This window comes from Pseudomonas sp. GW821-FHT09H03 (genome assembly GCF_059415945.1).
This window is the reverse complement of record NZ_JBWKOF010000001.1, coordinates 126,239-142,667: the sequence shown is the minus strand read 5'-3', so window position 1 is coordinate 142,667 and position 16,429 is coordinate 126,239. Positions and strand designations below refer to the sequence as shown.

21 protein-coding genes are annotated in these 16,429 nt (G+C 60.1%); 7 read left to right on the top strand and 14 right to left on the bottom strand.

Translation table 11 applies throughout. The features are described from left to right. Positions 1–37 precede the first annotated feature (37 nt). Positions 38–892: an RNA polymerase sigma factor RpoH gene (gene rpoH / locus AC07OG_RS00645; RefSeq protein WP_007897890.1), complete on the top strand. Its 855-nt coding sequence runs from the start codon at positions 38–40 to the stop codon at positions 890–892. A gap of 172 nt (positions 893–1,064) precedes the next feature. On the opposite strand, the gene mtgA is transcribed toward rpoH, so the two are convergent. Beyond that, on the bottom strand, positions 1,065–1,787 hold the full coding sequence (gene mtgA, locus AC07OG_RS00640) for a monofunctional biosynthetic peptidoglycan transglycosylase (RefSeq protein WP_060542423.1): 723 nt from the start codon (positions 1,785–1,787) through the stop codon (positions 1,065–1,067). Positions 1,788–1,861: 74 nt separating this feature from the next. Here mtgA and AC07OG_RS00635 point away from each other — a divergent pair, with 74 nt between their 5' ends. The 4 genes from AC07OG_RS00635 to trmB all read left to right on the top strand — a co-directional run bounded on the left by AC07OG_RS00635 (position 1,862) and on the right by trmB (position 4,204). Next, entirely contained in the window at positions 1,862–2,233 is a 372-nt protein-coding gene (locus AC07OG_RS00635; protein ID WP_060542422.1) for a DUF423 domain-containing protein, read from the top strand. Between the two features lie 180 nt (positions 2,234–2,413). Continuing rightward, positions 2,414–2,614, top strand: coding sequence for a sulfur carrier protein ThiS (thiS, locus tag AC07OG_RS00630; RefSeq protein WP_162237401.1), 201 nt, complete (start codon positions 2,414–2,416; stop codon positions 2,612–2,614). 60 nt (positions 2,615–2,674) lie between these two features. Then, positions 2,675–3,469: a thiazole synthase gene (locus AC07OG_RS00625; protein WP_060542421.1), complete on the top strand. Its 795-nt coding sequence runs from the start codon at positions 2,675–2,677 to the stop codon at positions 3,467–3,469. 9 nt (positions 3,470–3,478) lie between these two features. Continuing rightward, a complete protein-coding gene (trmB, locus tag AC07OG_RS00620) occupies positions 3,479–4,204 on the top strand; it encodes a tRNA (guanosine(46)-N7)-methyltransferase TrmB (RefSeq protein WP_060542420.1) in 726 nt (241 codons plus the stop codon). 130 nt (positions 4,205–4,334) lie between these two features. Here the strand turns inward: trmB and AC07OG_RS00615 are convergent, their stop codons facing one another. The 10 genes from AC07OG_RS00615 to AC07OG_RS00570 form a co-directional block, all read right to left on the bottom strand. Further along, positions 4,335–4,658, bottom strand: a complete 324-nt coding sequence (locus tag AC07OG_RS00615) for a DUF3392 domain-containing protein (protein WP_060542419.1) — start codon at positions 4,656–4,658, stop codon at positions 4,335–4,337. A 9-nt stretch (positions 4,659–4,667) separates the two neighbouring features. Continuing rightward, positions 4,668–5,873: a radical SAM family heme chaperone HemW gene (hemW, locus tag AC07OG_RS00610; RefSeq protein WP_060542418.1), complete on the bottom strand. Its 1,206-nt coding sequence runs from the start codon at positions 5,871–5,873 to the stop codon at positions 4,668–4,670. Next, a complete protein-coding gene (rdgB, locus tag AC07OG_RS00605) occupies positions 5,870–6,466 on the bottom strand; it encodes an RdgB/HAM1 family non-canonical purine NTP pyrophosphatase (RefSeq protein WP_495065978.1) in 597 nt (198 codons plus the stop codon). Before rdgB ends, hemW begins: the two co-directional genes overlap by 4 nt. Continuing rightward, a complete protein-coding gene (locus tag AC07OG_RS00600) occupies positions 6,463–6,897 on the bottom strand; it encodes a DUF4426 domain-containing protein (RefSeq protein ID WP_218423641.1) in 435 nt (144 codons plus the stop codon). The genes rdgB and AC07OG_RS00600 overlap by 4 nt, the downstream gene beginning before the upstream one ends. Before the next feature lie 25 nt (positions 6,898–6,922). Further along, positions 6,923–7,543 carry a methionine biosynthesis protein MetW gene (gene metW / locus AC07OG_RS00595; RefSeq protein WP_060542415.1) on the bottom strand — a complete coding sequence of 207 codons (621 nt, stop codon included), beginning with the start codon at positions 7,541–7,543 and terminating at the stop codon, positions 6,923–6,925. Positions 7,544–7,550: 7 nt separating this feature from the next. Next, the gene (gene metX, locus AC07OG_RS00590) at positions 7,551–8,690 is read right to left on the bottom strand and encodes a homoserine O-succinyltransferase MetX (protein WP_495065977.1); all 1,140 of its coding nucleotides are present in this window, start codon (positions 8,688–8,690) and stop codon (positions 7,551–7,553) included. Between the two features lie 370 nt (positions 8,691–9,060). Continuing rightward, complete coding sequence (locus AC07OG_RS00585; protein WP_495065976.1) at positions 9,061–9,357, bottom strand: DUF167 domain-containing protein; 297 nt, start codon at positions 9,355–9,357, stop codon at positions 9,061–9,063. Further along, a complete protein-coding gene (locus AC07OG_RS00580; RefSeq protein ID WP_060542412.1) occupies positions 9,357–9,944 on the bottom strand; it encodes a YggT family protein in 588 nt (195 codons plus the stop codon). Before AC07OG_RS00580 ends, AC07OG_RS00585 begins: the two co-directional genes overlap by 1 nt. A 24-nt stretch (positions 9,945–9,968) precedes the next feature. Continuing rightward, positions 9,969–10,787 (bottom strand): pyrroline-5-carboxylate reductase, encoded by an 819-nt coding sequence (gene proC / locus AC07OG_RS00575; RefSeq protein WP_495065975.1) that lies wholly within the window; start codon positions 10,785–10,787, stop codon positions 9,969–9,971. Positions 10,788–10,820: 33 nt separating this feature from the next. Next, positions 10,821–11,507: a YggS family pyridoxal phosphate-dependent enzyme gene (locus tag AC07OG_RS00570; protein ID WP_495065974.1), complete on the bottom strand. Its 687-nt coding sequence runs from the start codon at positions 11,505–11,507 to the stop codon at positions 10,821–10,823. 56 nt (positions 11,508–11,563) lie between these two features. Here AC07OG_RS00570 and AC07OG_RS00565 point away from each other — a divergent pair, with 56 nt between their 5' ends. Further along, complete coding sequence (locus AC07OG_RS00565; protein WP_495065973.1) at positions 11,564–12,598, top strand: type IV pilus twitching motility protein PilT; 1,035 nt, start codon at positions 11,564–11,566, stop codon at positions 12,596–12,598. Between the two features lie 144 nt (positions 12,599–12,742). Here AC07OG_RS00565 and AC07OG_RS00560 read toward each other — a convergent pair whose 3' ends face one another. After that, the gene (locus AC07OG_RS00560; protein ID WP_060542408.1) at positions 12,743–13,363 is read right to left on the bottom strand and encodes a C40 family peptidase; all 621 of its coding nucleotides are present in this window, start codon (positions 13,361–13,363) and stop codon (positions 12,743–12,745) included. A 250-nt stretch (positions 13,364–13,613) separates the two neighbouring features. Between AC07OG_RS00560 and AC07OG_RS00555 the strand changes: the two genes are divergently transcribed. Continuing rightward, complete coding sequence (locus AC07OG_RS00555; protein ID WP_060542407.1) at positions 13,614–14,045, top strand: NINE protein; 432 nt, start codon at positions 13,614–13,616, stop codon at positions 14,043–14,045. Positions 14,046–14,139: 94 nt separating this feature from the next. Here AC07OG_RS00555 and AC07OG_RS00550 read toward each other — a convergent pair whose 3' ends face one another. Together AC07OG_RS00550 and AC07OG_RS00545 are read right to left on the bottom strand one after the other, a co-directional pair. Next, a complete protein-coding gene (locus AC07OG_RS00550) occupies positions 14,140–15,411 on the bottom strand; it encodes a dihydroorotase (RefSeq protein WP_218423649.1) in 1,272 nt (423 codons plus the stop codon). Next, entirely contained in the window at positions 15,408–16,412 is a 1,005-nt protein-coding gene (locus AC07OG_RS00545; protein WP_017341269.1) for an aspartate carbamoyltransferase catalytic subunit, read from the bottom strand. The genes AC07OG_RS00550 and AC07OG_RS00545 overlap by 4 nt, the downstream gene beginning before the upstream one ends. Positions 16,413–16,429 lie beyond the last annotated feature (17 nt).

Here is a 16,429-nt window from a genome sequence, read left to right as displayed (position 1 = left end):
TGAACTGCACGAGTTTGTAAGTGGGAGGTTTTTTCGTATGACCAATTCTTTGCAACCTGCATATGCTCTGGTCCCGGGTGCGAACCTGGAGGCCTATGTGCACACGGTGAACAGCATTCCATTGCTGACGCCGGAGCAGGAGCGTGAACTGGCCGAGAGTCTCTATTATGAGCAGGATTTGGGGGCGGCTCGGCAGATGGTGCTCGCCCACCTGCGTTTTGTCGTACATATCGCCCGTAGCTATTCCGGCTATGGTCTGGCTCAGGCGGACCTGATCCAGGAAGGTAACGTCGGCCTGATGAAGGCCGTGAAGCGCTTCAACCCGGAAATGGGCGTGCGCCTGGTGTCCTTTGCCGTGCACTGGATCAAGGCGGAAATCCACGAATTCATCCTGCGCAACTGGCGTATCGTGAAGGTCGCGACCACCAAGGCCCAGCGTAAGCTGTTCTTCAACTTGCGCAGCCAGAAGAAGCGTCTCGCCTGGTTGAACAACGAGGAAGTCCATCGTGTGGCCGAAAGCCTCGGTGTAGAGCCTCGCGAAGTGCGCGAGATGGAAAGTCGCCTGACCGGCCATGACATGGCCTTCGATCCGGCTGCCGAAGCGGATGACGACAGTGCTTTCCAGTCGCCGGCCAACTATCTGGAAGACCACCGGTACGACCCGGCCCGTCAACTGGAAGACGCCGACTGGAGCGACAACTCCAATCACAACCTGCACGAAGCGCTGGAAGTGCTGGACGACCGCAGTCGTGACATCCTCTACCAGCGCTGGCTGGCAGAAGAAAAAGCCACGCTGCACGACCTGGCACAGAAGTACAACGTGTCGGCCGAGCGTATTCGTCAGCTTGAGAAGAGCGCGATGAACAAGCTCAAGTTGTCGATCGCCGCATAAGCTGCGTACTGGCAATAAAAAACGCCCCGGTCATTTATCGGGGCGTTTTTTTTGTACTCATTCACAGATTCACCTTGGTCCCTGTGGGAGCGGGCTTGCCCGCGAAGGCGTCGTGTCAACCGCTACACCCGTCGCTGACACACCGCAAGTTGTGTCCGAAAATCGTGATCGGCTATTGGGACCAGGGCGCACGGCGCGAAGCGTTCAAGCCCGCCAGATAACTATCGCCACCCAACTGACTCATCTGCTGCCGAATCCATCCGGCCCGACGTGCGACGTAGTTGGTCGGGTGACTCGCGCTCCAAACGCGTGGGTTTGGCAGTACGGCGGCCAACAGACTCGATTGCTGGCGGCTGAGATTTTTTGCGCTGATGGCGAAGTGATGCCTGGCTGCAGCCTCTGCCCCAAACACCCCGTCATCCCATTCGACGCTATTGAGGTATACCTCCAGAATCCGTTCCTTGGGCCACAACACCTCGATCAACGCGGTAAACCAGGCTTCCAGACCTTTGCGCAGCCAGCTGCGGCCTGACCACAGGAACAGGTTCTTCGAGACTTGCTGGCTCAGGGTGCTGGCACCACGGATCGTGCCGCCGAGCTCGTTGTGGGCGAGGGCTTTCTGGATGGCGCCGAAGTCAAAGCCCCAGTGCTCGGGGAATTTCTGATCTTCACCGGCAATCACAGCCAGCTTCAGGTCGTCGGAGATTTCATCCCACGGCTTCCAGGTGCGTTGCAGGTCAATGGGTTCGCCATCGAACCAGGATTCGATCTTGCGCTCAACCATCAGTGCGGTTCCCGGTGGCGGAACGAAGCGAAAAATCAGCACCAGCAAAACGCTGCCGCCCATGAACCACAGCACGGCCTTGGTGAAACGACGGAAATAAATACGCAGCATAGAGATGGCTTGGCCGAACCCGTTGAGCGGGCCATTATACAGACCCTGTTGCTCGACACTGACTGGAGTTCTTCATGCTGCGTGGCTTTTTGATGTTGGCCGCTTTTTTCGGGTTCACCGGTGTCGGCCTGGGTGCCTTTGCCGCTCACGGCCTGAAAAACCGTCTGAGTGCCGAGTATCTGGCGATTTTCCATACCGGCGTGACCTATCAGCTGGTGCACACCCTGGCGCTGCTGGGCGTGGCGCTGCTGGCCACGCAGATCCCGGGGCGCCTGGTTACGTGGGCCGGCGCATCGTTTGCCATCGGCATCCTGCTGTTCTCCGGTAGCCTCTATGTGTTGACGCTGACCGGAGTGAGCAAGTTCGGCATCATCACGCCCTTTGGCGGCCTGGCGTTTCTGATAGGCTGGCTATCTCTGGGTCTGGCTGCCTACCGATTGTCCTGATCTGCAGGAGCCGGCTTGCAGGCGATGAAGGCGATGCGGTGAAACAGCCAGGCCGAGTAGCCTGCATCGCCAGCAAGCCGGCTCCTACAATGCGTCCGTCCATTTCAAGACGAATGGCTTGGGTCAGCCTGACTGATCGGGCTAGAATGCCAGCCCCTAAAAATGATGGCGGCATCCGGCATGCGCATTCAGTTGAACGGCGAATCCCTTGAACTGCCCGACGGTGAAACCGTTGCGGCCCTGCTGACCCGTCTGGATCTGACCGGACGCCGGGTGGCGGTCGAACTCAATCTGGATATCGTCCCGCGCAGCCAGCATGCCGAGACCACGCTCAACGACGGCGACAATGTCGAAGTCGTGCACGCCATCGGCGGCGGCTAGCCGAATGGCCCGCATGGGCCGAGAATTCTGCAAGACCCTCACCCTTAAAGAGGATTCCCCATGAGCATCGTTCGTAGCGACAAGCCTTTTGTTCTGGCCGGTCGTACTTACCAGTCGCGTTTGCTGGTTGGTACCGGCAAGTACCGTGACATGGAAGAAACCCGCCTGGCCATCGAAGCCTCGGGTGCCGAGATCGTCACCTTCGCCGTGCGCCGCACCAACCTTGGTCAGATCGAGGGCGAGCCGAACCTGCTCGAAGTGCTGTCGCCGGATCGCTACACCTTCCTGCCGAACACCGCCGGTTGCTACGACGCGATCGAAGCCGTGCGCACCTGCCGCCTGGCCCGTGAGCTGCTCGATGGTCACAATCTTGTGAAGCTGGAAGTGCTGGCCGACCAGAAAACCCTGTTCCCCAACGTGATCGAAACCCTCAAGGCCGCCGAAACCCTGGTCAAGGAAGGCTTTGACGTGATGGTTTACACCAGTGATGACCCGATCATCGCCCGGCAACTGGCGGAAATCGGCTGTATCGCCGTGATGCCGCTGGCCGGTCTGATCGGTTCCGGCCTGGGAATCTGCAACCCGTACAACCTGCAGATCATCCTCGAAGAAGCGAAAATTCCGGTGCTGGTGGATGCCGGTGTCGGTACCGCATCCGACGCCACCATCTCCATGGAGTTGGGCTGCGACGCGGTGCTGATGAATTCGGCCATCGCCCACGCGGGACAGCCGATCATGATGGCTGAAGCCATGAAACACGCCATCGTTGCGGGCCGCCTGGCCTACCTCGCCGGCCGCATGCCGAAAAAACTCTATGCCAGCGCCTCTTCGCCGCTGGATGGTCTGATCAAGTAAGAGCCATTGATGACTGAATCGAACGACACGCCTATCCAGCCGGAAGAAGGCGACGAGCGCCAACACCGCCGCATCAAGAGTTTCGTGATGCGCGCCGGGCGCATGACCGAAGGCCAGCAAAAAGGTCTGGAGCAGGGCACGCCGCTGTTCGTGCTGCCGCTGGCTGACGCCCCGGTGGATTTCGACCAGGTGTTCGGTCGCGCAGCAAAGCGCTCGCTGGAAATCGGTTTCGGCATGGGCCATTCGCTGCTGGAAATGGCAGCGGCCTCGCCGGAGCAGGATTTCATTGGCGTCGAGGTTCACCGTCCGGGTGTCGGCGCGCTGCTCAACGGCGTGCTCACCCAGGGTTTGACCAACCTGCGGGTCTACGATTGCGATGCGATCGAAGTGCTCAACCGCTGTGTGGCCGACAACAGCCTTGATCGCCTGATGCTGTTTTTCCCGGACCCATGGCACAAGAGCCGTCACCACAAGCGTCGTATCGTTCAGGCTTCGTTCGCCGAACTGGTGCGCAGCAAGCTGAAGGTCGGCGGTATTCTGCACATGGCCACCGACTGGGAACCGTATGCCGAGTACATGCTGGAAGTGATGAATGTCGCGCCGGGTTATCGCAACCTGGCCGAAGACGGCAAGTGCGTACCGCGCCCGGCCGAGCGCCCGATCACCAAGTTCGAACGCCGCGGCGAACGGCTTGGGCATGGGGTTTGGGATTTGAAGTTCGAGAAACAGTCCTAAGCGTCACACAAAATCAAATGTGGGAGCGGGCTTGCTCGCGAAGGCGGTGTGTCAGTTGACATAAATGTGTCTGACACACCACCTTCGCGAGCAAGCCCGCTCCCACAGTTGTTTTGTATGTGCCGCAGGATCAGCGGCGGTCAGCTACTACGCCTATCAACACCAACACCACCAACAACACCGGCGCCAGGCTGTAGTTGTTGAACTGGCTCAAGCCCTTGACGATCCACGGCGTAGCATAGATCAGCGCCGCACCGCTGCCGATCATGCACAGCAGGGACATCAGCGGGACGCGCAAGGCGCCGGCGATGCTGCCCAGGCGTTGCTCGACCCAGCCTTTGAAGTCCGCGCCAAACAGCACCAGCAGGCAGCCCACCAGGGCCAGGGCGATTTCCGAGAGGTTGCTGCGGCTCCAGCGCGATACCGTGGCGAGCAGGTCGAGTACCAAGTCCATTCGATTTCCTTATGTCAGAAAATTCTGCAGCAAGTCATTGAGAAAGAGTTGTCCGCGCTCGGTGGCCACCAGACGTGACGGTTCGACCTGCAACAAGCCGCTTTGTTCGGCGTCAAGGCGGCCTTCAGCAAGGCTTTGCAGGCTCATGCCGGTACGTTCCGGGTACAGCCGCGATTCTACGCCTTCAGTCAGACGCAGCGCGTTCATCAGGAACTCGAACGGCATTTCTTCGTTGCCCAGCGCTTTCTCGCCAGCCTGGAAGCTTTTCGCCGGATTCAGGTAATCCTTCGGCAGTCGGGTCTTCCAGGTGCGAATGATGCGCCCGTCCGGATGGCTGAGCTTGCCATGGGCACCCGCGCCAATGCCGATGAAGTCGCCAAAACTCCAGTAATTGAGGTTGTGGCGCGCCGGACGACCGGGCAGGGCATAGGCCGACACTTCGTATTGCGCGTAACCGTGTTCGGCCAGCAGCGCTTGCCCGGCTTCCTGGATGTCCCACAGCGTGTCGTCTTCCGGCAGCGTCGGCGGCTGGTTCCAGAACACGGTGTTTGGTTCCAGGGTCAGCTGATACCACGACAGGTGCGTCGGTTTCAGGGCGATGGCTTGACGCAGATCGCCCAAGGCATCGTCCAGGGATTGATCGGGCAAGCCATGCATCAGGTCCAGATTGAAGTTATCGAACCCTGCCTGACGCGCCATGCCAGCGGCGCGGATGGCTTCGTCACCATTGTGGATCCGTCCCAGCGCCTCGAGTTTCGCTTGCTGAAAGCTCTGGATGCCAATCGACAGGCGATTGATACCCAGTGCCCGGTAGGCGACGAACTTTTCCTGCTCGAACGTGCCGGGGTTGGCTTCCAGGGTGATTTCGATGTCGTGGGCAAACGGTATGCGCTGCTCCACGCCTTTAAGCAGTCGCCCCAATGCCGCAGCACTGAACAGGCTCGGAGTACCGCCGCCGAAGAAGATCGAGCTCAGTTCGCGGCCGTAAACGGCATGCAGGTCCTGATCGAGGTCGGCCAGCAGGGCGTCCACATACTCCTCTTCCGGCAGCACCTTGCTTGCGGTGTGGGAGTTGAAGTCGCAATACGGGCATTTGCGCACACACCACGGAATGTGGATGTACAGCGCCAGGGGCGGTAGCACTGGCAGCGCCGCCCGAGGCGATTGCGCGGCGCCGCCGAAGATCAGCGACGACGCGGATGATTCGCCGGTCATTTCAGGCCCAGACGCTGGCGCAGCAGATCCATTGCGCGGGCGCGGTGGCTGATCTGGTTCTTGTCGGCCGGGCTCAGTTCGGCGCTGGAGCAATCGCGCTCCGGCACCCAGAACAGCGGGTCGTAGCCAAAACCGTGCTCGCCGCTGGCCTGGGTCAGGATGCGGCCGTGCCACAAGCCTTCGCAAAGGATCGGCAGGGGGTCATCGGCGTGACGCACCAGCGCCAGCACGCAGACGAACTGTGCGCCGCGCTCGGCTTCAGGCACGTCTTTTAGGACATCAAGCAGTTTGGCGTTGTTCGCCACATCGCCCTGCCCATCGGCATAACGCGCCGAGTAGATGCCCGGCGCACCGCCAAGGAAATCAACGGCCAGCCCGGAATCGTCGGCCAGCGCCGGCAAGCCCGAGATGCGCGCGGCATTGCGGGCCTTGAGAATGGCGTTCTCGACGAACGACAGACCGGTTTCTTCCGGTTCCACGCTGCTGAACTCGCCGATCGAGCGCAGTTGCACCGAGTCGCCGAGCATGGCCTGGAGTTCCTTGAGTTTGCCGGCGTTATGGCTGGCCAATACGAGTTGCGTGAAGTTGATCATTCGCCGGGGAAGAGCTCTTGGTTGAAATTGATGGTGTTGATTTTGTCACCGTTCTGCACCTTGATCTCGAAGGTGCGGACTTCCTGTTGGTCCACCGGGAATTGCGCGATGTAGTAGATCGCGCCTTGTTCGGTGATCTGCTTGAACTTCAGTGGCACGGTCTGGCTGGTCAGGTCTTTGACCGAGCCGCTGACTTGCGCCATCACCGGCTTGCCTTCCTTGATCAGCGAGACGTTGATCACGCCCTGGTTCTTGCTGCGCACCAACTCCGCCGCTTTGGCGATGTCCGGCGTCAGGTAGGTGGAATTGAAGGTGTTGTAGTGCACCGTCACGTCGCCGAAGGTTTCCTGGCGCTCGCCCTTGATGACGTCAGCGGCCATGGCGGTAGCGCTCAGGCAGGCAGTGAGTAAAAACAGTGCTAGACGACCCATGATCTTCTCCTCGAAATAGGGTGATTCAGACCGCTACCTTGTGGTCTGCAAGCCCCGGGCTGCTGACCCGGTAGATACCGATCTCACCTAACAGATTAGGCCAAAGCTTGCTGGCCCACCCGTGTCGATGCTGTTGATCCACTGCCAGCCGATCAATGACCTTGGCTTCACGTTCGCGACACAAGGCTTCAAAGTCCGCGAAGGTGCAAAAGTGGATGTTTGGCGTGTTGTACCAGGTGTACGGCAGGAACTCGGAAACCGGCATCCGGCCCTTGCTTGCCAGGTACCAGCGGCAGCGCCAGTGACCGAAGTTGGGGAAGGTGATGATGCACTGCCGGCCCACGCGCAGCATTTCATCGAGGATCTTGTCCGGGTAGTGCACCGCTTGCAGTGCCTGGGTCATGACCACGATATCGAAACTGTTGCTGGCGAAGTTGCCCAGGCCCTTGTCCAGGTCCTGTTCGATGACGTTAATGCCCTTGGCCACGCACTCGGCGATGTTGTCCGCGTCGTTTTCCAGGCCGTAACCGGTGACCTGCTTATTGTCGCGCAGCCAGGTCAACAATTCGCCATCGCCACAGCCGAGGTCGAGCACGCGACTGCCGGCGGGGATCCATTCCTGGATGATTTCCAGATCAGCTCTCATGGCTTTCTCACAACGTAATGCGGTTCATGTAATTGCCGAAGGCCTGCAAGTAGCGCGGAATCGGAATCAGGAAGGCGTCGTGGCCTTGCGGTGCGTCGATCTCCAGGTAGCAGACGTCTTTGCGCGCAGCCATCAGCGCGTCCACCAGTTCCCGGGAACGGGCAGGGGAGAATCGCCAGTCGGTGGTGAACGACATCACGCAGAACTTGGCCTTGGCGTTTTCGAAGGTTTTTGCCAGGTTATCGTCGAAGTTCGCCGCCGGATCGAAATAGTCCAGCGCCTTGGTCATCAACAGATAGGTGTTGGCGTCGAAACGTCCGGAGAACTCTTCACCTTGATAGCGCAAATAGCTTTCGACCTGGAACTCGACGCTGTGGAAGTCGTAGTTGAGCTTCTCACTCTTGAGGCCGCGGCCGAATTTCTCGCCCATGGAGTCGTCGGACAGGTAGGTGATGTGCCCGACCATTCGCGCCAGCATCAGCCCGCGCTTGGGGATCACGCTGTGTTCCTGGAAGGAGCCGCCGTGGAACTCGGGGTCGGTAAGGATTGCCTGGCGCGCCACTTCGTTAAAGGCGATGTTCTGCGCCGACAGCTTGGGCGCCGAGGCAATGGCCAGGCAGTGGCGTACCCGGTCCGGGTAGGTGATGGTCCATTGCAAGGCCTGCATGCCGCCGAGGCTGCCACCGATGACCGCAGCCCATTGGCCGATGCCGAGCAAGTCGGCCAGGCGTGCCTGGCTGTGCACCCAGTCTTCCACGGTCAGCACCGGGAAATCGGCACCGAATGGCTTGCCGGTCTCGGGGTTGACACTGCTCGGGCCAGTGGAGCCGTTGCAGCCGCCGAGGTTGTTCAGGCTGACCACGAAGAATTTGCTGGTGTCGATCGGCTTGCCGGGTCCGATGCAGCTGTCCCACCAACCCGGTTTGCGGTCTTCGGGGCTATGGTAGCCAGCAGCATGGTGGTGACCGGACAAGGCGTGACAGATCAGTACGGCGTTGCTCGCCGTGGCGTTCAGCGTGCCGTAGGTTTCATAGATCAGGTCATAGGCCGGGAGCGATCGACCACAGGCCAATGCCAGGGCTTCGCTGAAGTGCGCCACTTGCGGCGTCACCAGACCAACAGAATCGGGGGAAAAGGCAGCTGGCATCGACCCTGCTCTCGTTGAAATGAGGCGTAAGTCTAAAGACCGGTGGGGTTAGCGGCAAGCAATGGCGGGGGTGTTTGGTAAATGGGTGTATGGCTTGCAAGCGCTGCCCTCACCCTAGCCCTCTCCCGGAGGGAGAGGGGACTGACCGAGTTGTTCAAACGAGTTGCATCGACCTGAAATATCGAGTCGAACTCAAGTTTTGAAAACGCCTCATTCCAGCCCTCTCTCCGCATAGGCGAGGGGGCTGACCGACTTGAAATGAGTTGCAAAGACCTGAGATACCCGGTCGAACTCAATGTCCGAAAACACCACAAATCGGCCCCCTCTCCCTCGGGAGAGGGCTGGGGTGAGGGGCGGCGGCGACGCGCATTCAAGTTGTGCGCGCATCCAGCCCCGGCAAATCGGGCAACTTCTTCGGCGAACAGATCCGTACCCGTTTCTGCCGGTTCAACTCGCCACTGATCAAGCTGACCTGACTCTTGGAAATCCCGAACGCCTTGGCCAGAAACGCCATCAGGTACGCATTGGCCTTGCCCTCGACCGGCGGAGCGGTCAGGCGGATTTTCAGGCGATCGCCGTGCAGCCCGCAGAAATCATCGCTGCGGGCGGCCGGTTGCAGGTGACACTCCAGAATCAGGTCGTCACCGTCCCAGCGAAAGTAGCTCATCAGATCAAGCCGAGCATCCCTTGGGGCATGTAGGCAAAAAACGCCAGGCGTGGGATCAGCCAGCTTTGCAGCAGCTGGATCACGATGAACGCGAAGATCGGCGAAATGTCGAGACCACCCAGGTTCGGGATGATCCGGCGGAACGGCGCAAGCACCGGCTCAGTAATCTGCGCCACCAGCTCTGCGCCGGGATTGTGGCTCCCCGGGGCTACCCAGGACAGAATTACGCTGATGATCATCGCGTAGAACAGAATGTTCAAAAACAGTGAGAAGAGCGCGATCAGTGCCCACGGCACCAACAGCACCAGGTCGACCATGATGCCTTTGAGCGCCAGGATGACGGCAATCAGCAGCATCTGCAGGATCAGCGCCAGCACCAGCGACGACATGTCCAGACCGAACATGCTGGGGATGACTCGACGCAGTGGTTTGAGCAGCGGTTGAGTGGCCTTGACGATGAACTGGCAGAGCGGGTTGTAAAAATTGGCCCTCACCAGTTGCAGGATGAAGCGCATCAGCACGATCAGCAGGTACAGGCTGCCAAGGGTTTTAATGATGAAAATGGCAGCGTCATTGAGTCCGAGCATCTTTGATTCCTTTGTAAGAGCTGATTAGCGACCGAGTTGCTCAGCCATCTCGGCCGAGCGGTGCGCAGCGGCACCCAGTGCTTTTTCTACCAGGGCTTCAAAGCCATTGGCCTGGAACGATTTGATTGCGGCTTCCGTGGTCCCCGCAGGCGAGGTAACGCGGCGCCGCAGCTCTGCGGCGTCGACGTCGCTGGAAACTGCCATGTGAGCGGCACCCAGGGCAGTTTGCAGGGTCAGTTGTGCGGCGATGTCCGCTGGCAGGCCGAGTTTCACGCCGGCGGCGGTCATGGCCTCGATCAGCAGGAAGAAGTACGCCGGCCCCGAACCGGAAACGGCAGTGACGGCGTCCAGTTGCTGTTCCTGGTCCAGCCACAGGGCGATACCGACCGCCGAAAGCAGCTCTTGTGCTTGCTGGCGTTGTTCAGCAGTGACCTGGGCCGTGGCAAACAAGCCGCTCACGCCCTGACGCAGCAGCGCCGGGGTGTTGGGCATGCAGCGCACGATCGGCTGGTTGCCGAGCCAGTTGTTCATGCTGGCGCAGGTGATGCCGGCAGCGATCGACACCACTAACTGTTCGGGAGCAAGGCTTGGCCGAATGGCTTCGCACACGGCTTTCATGGCCTGGGGTTTGACCGCCATGACGATCACGTCTGCGCCTTCAATGGCTTGGGCGTTGTCGGCAAATACTTCAATGCCGTGTTCCGCTTTTACCCGGGTACGGGTTTCTTCATATGGATCGCTGGCGCGGATCTGCGCCGCTTCCAGACCCTTGGCCCGCAGGCCGCCGATCAGGCTGGCGGCCATGTTGCCGGCACCGATAAAGGCAATGCGTGTCTTGCTCATGTCAGGTCCTTATAAAAGAAAGAGTGCGTCATTTCATGGCTGACCATAATCGCGGGCACCAAACAGGGCTGTACCGATGCGAACCCAGGTGGCGCCTTGGGCAATGGCCGACTCAAGGTCGTGGCTCATGCCCATGGAAAGTGTGTCGAGTGGCAGATCGAGGCTGGCTTGCAGGTTTTGTACCGCAGCGAACGCGGCATCCTGGGCCGCGCGATCTTCCGTGGGCTCGGGAATCGCCATTAATCCGCGTAACTTCAGGCGCGGCAGGGCGCTGATGGCATTGGCCAGGGCCGGCAGGTCGGCCGGGTTGCAACCGGACTTGCTGGCTTCACCACTGACGTTGACCTGGATGCAGATATTCAGGGGTGGCAAGTCGGCAGGGCGTTGTTCGGACAGGCGTTGTGCGATTTTCAGGCGGTCCACGGAATGCACCCAGGCGAAATGCTCGGCGATAGCGCGAGTCTTGTTCGACTGAATGGGGCCGATAAAGTGCCAGATCAAGGGCAGGTCAGCCAGTTCGAGCTGCTTGCCAAGGGCTTCCTGCAGATAGTTTTCGCCAAAGTCTCGCAGACCGGCCGCATAGGCTTCGCGCAGCGCGACCGCAGGTTTGGTCTTGCTCACGGCCAGCAACTGGACGCTGTTTTCGTCGCGCCGGGCGGCAAGTGTTGCGGCATGTATGCGCGAACTAACCTGAAGAATGTTGTCTGCTATGTTGGACATCAAGAAGCGCCAGCGGTCTGAAGGTTCGCGGCATTCTACTGGAATTGAGGAGCGCTATGGATATCACTGAACTGCTGGCGTTCAGCGCAGAACAAGGCGCATCTGACCTGCACCTTTCTGCGGGTCTGCCGCCGATGATTCGGGTCGACGGTGATGTTCGGCGTATCCATTTGCCCGCCTTGGACCACGAACAGGTCCAGGCGCTGATCCATGGCGTCATGAGCGAGAGTCAGCGGGTGGACTTCGAGAAGCGCCTGGAAATCGATTTTTCCTTTGAGGTGCCCGGTGTCGCGCGCTTTCGGGTCAATGCGTTCAACCACAATCGTGGCGCGGGCGCGGTGTTTCGCACCATCCCCTCGAAAGTGCGGAGCATGGACGAACTGGGCATGGGGGAAGTGTTCCGCAAAATGACCGATGCTCCGCGCGGCCTGGTGCTGGTGACCGGCCCGACGGGGTCCGGCAAGTCCACCACGTTGGCGGCGATGATCGATTACCTCAACAGCCATCGTCATCACCACATCCTCACCATTGAAGATCCGATTGAATTCGTTCATGAACCGCGCAAATGCCTGATCAATCAGCGTGAAGTCCACCGCGATACCCGCAGTTTCGCCACAGCCCTGCGCTCGGCGTTGCGCGAAGACCCGGACGTGATCCTGGTGGGGGAATTGCGTGACCTGGAAACCATTCGCCTGGCGTTGACCGCCGCCGAAACCGGGCATCTGGTATTCGGCACGCTGCACACCACTTCGGCGGCCAAGACCATCGACCGGGTGGTGGATGTATTTGCGGGGGACGAGAAGTCGATGGTGCGCTCGATGCTCTCTGAATCGTTGCTGGCGGTGGTGTCCCAGACACTCGTCAAGAAAGTCGGGGGCGGGCGCATTGCGGCCCGGGAGATCATGCTGGGGACATCGGCGATCCGTAACCTCATCCGGGAGGACAAAGTGGCGCAGATGTACTCAGCGATTCAGGCGGGAGGCTCGCTGGGGATGCAGACGCTGGATATGAGCTTGAAGGATTTGGTGACCAGGGGGCTGGTCAGTCGTGAGCATGCGCGGGAGAAGGCGCGCTCGCCGGATAACTTCTGAGGGGGAGTTGCAGGGCTTTTCAAAGACGCCTTCGCGAGCAAGCCCGCTCCCACATGGACTATACCAATCCTTGTGGGAGCGGGCTTGCTCGCGAATGGGCCGGCATGCTCAAAGCGATTCCAAGGGTTACCCCGGACAGTCAGATCAACGCTGAACAACCCGCATCTGGTTCTGTTCTTTCGGCAGAACCCGCTTGGCAACCACGTAGTGTTTTTCCCAGTACGGTTTCTTCAGGGTGTCGATGGATACCGACTTGCCACGGCGTGGTGCGTGGATAAAGCGGTCGTTGCCCAGGTAGATGGCAACATGATTGACCCGGCGGCTCTTGATGTTGAAGAAAATCAGGTCGCCCGGCTTCAAGTCTTCACGATCTACCTTCTCCCCATGACCGCTGGCCATGGCATTGGAGGTGCGAGGAAGATCAAAGCTGGCGTCGTCGAACGCATATTTGACCAGACCGCTGCAATCGAAGCCTTTACTTGGACTGCTGCCGCCCCAACGATACGGAGTACCGAGGACGTTCACAGCGCGGCTCAGCACGTTACTGCTTTCCTTGCTCGCCATTGGCGGGACAAGGCTGCTCTTGCTGCTGCTCAGCTGAGGCGCTTGCTTGACCGGTTTTGTGCTTTTGTTCGAAGGAGCAGAAGCATGGGATTTTGGGGTGTAACCATTAACGTTTGGAAGACGTTGCTCACGATTGGTGGCGTGGGCGGCCAGTGGCATCAAAAGGCAAATGGTTAGCCATGTCTTGAAAAATGGACGCATTAGGCAGGGCTCGAATAGGTGAACGCGCAACTTTATAACAGCTTTTTTGTCCCTTCCGAGGCCGTTGGTCGATTCAACCTGGGGGTCAACAGCGGCAAAGAAGCGGCAAATTGACGCAATTGTCGGACAGAAGTCGCGTGTTACAAGGGTTTGACAGTGGTGAAAGCGGTAATTGCCATACGTCGGCAACCCGTAAAAAAGTCACAAAGAAATAAACAATATTTATCTATCGTCTGCCTCGAGGTCATCAATGAACCCCTATCAACAGTCTGTCGCGCAGCAAGATACCCACAGCAAAGTCATTGGCTATCTGCTGTGGATTTTGGGTTTTACCGGCGCTCACCGTTTTTATTACGGCAAGCCGGTGACCGGGACGATCTGGTTCTTCACCTTCGGTTTGCTGGGTATCGGCTGGCTGATCGACCTGTTTCTGATCCCGGCCATGGACCGTGAGGCAGACCTGCGGTTTACCGCCGGGCCGATCGAATACAACGTGGCGTGGATTCTGCTGACGTTTCTCGGGGTGTTCGGGGTGCATCGTATGTATCAGGGCAAGTGGATCAGCGGCTTGCTGTACCTGCTGACGGGCGGCTTGTTCTTTATCGGGATCCTGTATGACTTCTGGACGCTGAATGATCAAGTGTCGCTGCGCAACGCGCAGAATAGACGCGCCTTCCAGTAAGTCATCGCTAGCAGACTAGCTCCCACAGGGGATTTGTGTCGTTCACAGATCCTGTGTGGGAGCCAGCCCTGCTGGCGATTGAGGCGACGCGGTCTTACGCCTGGTGGCTGATCCGGCCATCCACCAGGGTGTAGCGCACTACGCCCGGCAGGCTGTGACCAATGAACGGGCAGTTTTCGCCCTTGGACAGCCAGGTTTCACCGGCAACGGTCGAAGCCGCAGGGTCGAACAACACGATGTCTGCAGCGCCCCCCACCGCCAATTTGCCCGCCGGCAGGCGCAAGGCCTCGGCAGGACCGGCACTCAAGCGTGCCAGCAGTGTCGGCAAGTCCAGCAAGCCGTCCTCCACCAGGGTCATCGCCAGCGGCAGCAGCAACTCGACACTGCTGATGCCCGGCTCGGTAGCACCGAAGGGGGCCAGCTTGGCGTCGCGCTCGTGGGGCTGGTGATGGCTGGAGATGGCCGAGATCACCCCGGACTTCACGGCGGCACGCAGTCCGTCGCGGTCGGCACGGGTGCGAAGCGGCGGTTGCACGTGATAGAGGCTGCTGAAGTCGATCAGGGCTTCATCGGTCAGGATCAGCTGATACAACGCCACATCGGCAGTCACTGGCAACCCACGGGCCTGGGCCTGGGCAATCAGGGCTACGCCGCGAGCGCTGGTGAGTTGGCTGAAGTGTGCGCGCACACCGCTTTGCTCGACCAGCAGCAGGTCCCGGGCAAGAGCCACGGTCTCGGCGGTTTCCGGAATGCCCGGCAAGCCGAGGAAGCTTGCGGTCGGGCCTTCATGGGCCAGGCCACCTTCGGCCAGGTCATGGTCCTGAGAGTTGAAAATCACCGTCAGGTCGAAAGTCGCCGCGTATTCCAGTGCCCGACACAGGGTGCGGGTGTTGCGGAAGCTCTCCAGGCCGTTGCCGAAGGCCACGCAGCCGGCATCGCGCAGTGCCACGAGCTCTGCAAGCTGTTCGCCGTCCAGGCCTTTGCTCAGGGCGCCGATCGGGAAGACTTTGGTGTTGCCGGCCTCGCGCGCGCGGTCGAGGATCAGTTCGGCCACGGCCGAGGTGTCCAGTACCGGTTTGGTTTTTGGCGGGCAGCACAGGCTGGTGACACCGCCGGCTGCCGCAGCGCGGGTTTCGCTGATGATCGAACCTTTGCGGCTGTAGCCCGGCTCGCGCAGGGCGACATTGAGGTCGACCAGGCCAGGGGCGGCGACCAGGCCGTTGGCGTCGAGCGTGTCGATGGCGACAAAACCGGCCGGCGCCGCGCCAATGGCGACGATCTTGCAGGCTTCGATGTGGATATCGGTGACTTGATCCAGGCCGCTGGCCGGGTCGATTACGCGTGCGCCGAGAATGCTGAGCTTCACTGGGCGTTCTCCTGTTCGAATTGGCGCTGCGCAGTCTGTCCGCTCATGGCCATGGACAAAACGGCCATACGAATGGCAATACCGTAGGTGACCTGGTTGAGGATCACCGAATGCGGGCCGTCGGCTACCGCCGACTCAATCTCCACTCCACGGTTGATCGGCCCCGGGTGCATGACGATGCAATCCGGCTTGGCGCCGGCCAGGCGTGCGGTGGTCAGGCCGAACAGGCGGTAGAACTCGCCTTCGCTCGGCAGCAGGCCGCCGGCCATGCGTTCGCGTTGCAGGCGCAACATGATCACCACGTCGACGTCTTTCAGGCCTTCGGCCATGTCGGTATAGACCTTCACGCCGTATTGCTCGATGCCGATCGGCAGCAGGGTTTTCGGCGCGATCACGCGGATGTCCGGGCAACCGAGGGTTTTCAGCGCGAGCATGTTCGAGCGTGCGACCCGCGAGTGCAGGATGTCACCGACGATGGCTACCGAGAGGTTTTCGAAACCGCCCTTGTGTCGACGGATGGTGAGCATGTCGAGCATGCCCTGGGTCGGGTGGGCGTGACGACCGTCGCCACCGTTGATGATCGCCACTTGCGGGCACACATGTTCGGCGATGAAGTGCGCGGCACCGGAGTCACCGTGACGCACGACAAACATGTCGGCGGCCATGGCTTCCAGGTTGCGCAGGGTGTCGAGCAGGGTTTCGCCCTTGCTGGCCGACGAAGTCGACACGTTCAGGGTGATCACGTCCGCCGACAGCCGCTGGGCCGCCAGTTCAAAGGTGGTGCGGGTGCGGGTGGAGTTCTCGAAGAACACGTTGCACACGGTCTTGCCGCGCAACAACGGGACTTTCTTGACCGCCCGGGCGCCGACTTCGAGGAACGAGTCGGCGGTATCGAGGATTTCCGTCAGCAGCTCGCGGCGCAAACCGTCGAGCGAGAGGAAGTGGCGCAGTTGGCCCTGATCATTGAGCTGCAGCGGGCGCTTGGTTTCTAGAGGCGTCATCGCAAGGGGGACTCTCA

Bases quoted from the DNA above. Each gene is read 5' to 3' on its own strand.
- rpoH (WP_007897890.1), top strand. From the start codon at position 38: ATGACCAATTCTTTGCAACCTGCATATGCTCTGGTCCCGGGTGCGAAC.
- mtgA (WP_060542423.1), bottom strand. From the start codon at position 1,787: ATGCTGCGTATTTATTTCCGTCGTTTCACCAAGGCCGTGCTGTGGTTC.
- AC07OG_RS00635 (WP_060542422.1), top strand. From the start codon at position 1,862: ATGCTGCGTGGCTTTTTGATGTTGGCCGCTTTTTTCGGGTTCACCGGT.
- thiS (WP_162237401.1), top strand. From the start codon at position 2,414: ATGCGCATTCAGTTGAACGGCGAATCCCTTGAACTGCCCGACGGTGAA.
- AC07OG_RS00625 (WP_060542421.1), top strand. From the start codon at position 2,675: ATGAGCATCGTTCGTAGCGACAAGCCTTTTGTTCTGGCCGGTCGTACT.
- trmB (WP_060542420.1), top strand. From the start codon at position 3,479: ATGACTGAATCGAACGACACGCCTATCCAGCCGGAAGAAGGCGACGAG.
- AC07OG_RS00615 (WP_060542419.1), bottom strand. From the start codon at position 4,658: ATGGACTTGGTACTCGACCTGCTCGCCACGGTATCGCGCTGGAGCCGC.
- hemW (WP_060542418.1), bottom strand. From the start codon at position 5,873: ATGACCGGCGAATCATCCGCGTCGTCGCTGATCTTCGGCGGCGCCGCG.
- rdgB (WP_495065978.1), bottom strand. From the start codon at position 6,466: ATGATCAACTTCACGCAACTCGTATTGGCCAGCCATAACGCCGGCAAA.
- AC07OG_RS00600 (WP_218423641.1), bottom strand. From the start codon at position 6,897: ATGGGTCGTCTAGCACTGTTTTTACTCACTGCCTGCCTGAGCGCTACC.
- metW (WP_060542415.1), bottom strand. From the start codon at position 7,543: ATGAGAGCTGATCTGGAAATCATCCAGGAATGGATCCCCGCCGGCAGT.
- metX (WP_495065977.1), bottom strand. From the start codon at position 8,690: ATGCCAGCTGCCTTTTCCCCCGATTCTGTTGGTCTGGTGACGCCGCAA.
- AC07OG_RS00585 (WP_495065976.1), bottom strand. From the start codon at position 9,357: ATGAGCTACTTTCGCTGGGACGGTGACGACCTGATTCTGGAGTGTCAC.
- AC07OG_RS00580 (WP_060542412.1), bottom strand. From the start codon at position 9,944: ATGCTCGGACTCAATGACGCTGCCATTTTCATCATTAAAACCCTTGGC.
- proC (WP_495065975.1), bottom strand. From the start codon at position 10,787: ATGAGCAAGACACGCATTGCCTTTATCGGTGCCGGCAACATGGCCGCC.
- AC07OG_RS00570 (WP_495065974.1), bottom strand. From the start codon at position 11,507: ATGTCCAACATAGCAGACAACATTCTTCAGGTTAGTTCGCGCATACAT.
- AC07OG_RS00565 (WP_495065973.1), top strand. From the start codon at position 11,564: ATGGATATCACTGAACTGCTGGCGTTCAGCGCAGAACAAGGCGCATCT.
- AC07OG_RS00560 (WP_060542408.1), bottom strand. From the start codon at position 13,363: ATGCGTCCATTTTTCAAGACATGGCTAACCATTTGCCTTTTGATGCCA.
- AC07OG_RS00555 (WP_060542407.1), top strand. From the start codon at position 13,614: ATGAACCCCTATCAACAGTCTGTCGCGCAGCAAGATACCCACAGCAAA.
- AC07OG_RS00545 (WP_017341269.1), bottom strand. From the start codon at position 16,412: ATGACGCCTCTAGAAACCAAGCGCCCGCTGCAGCTCAATGATCAGGGC.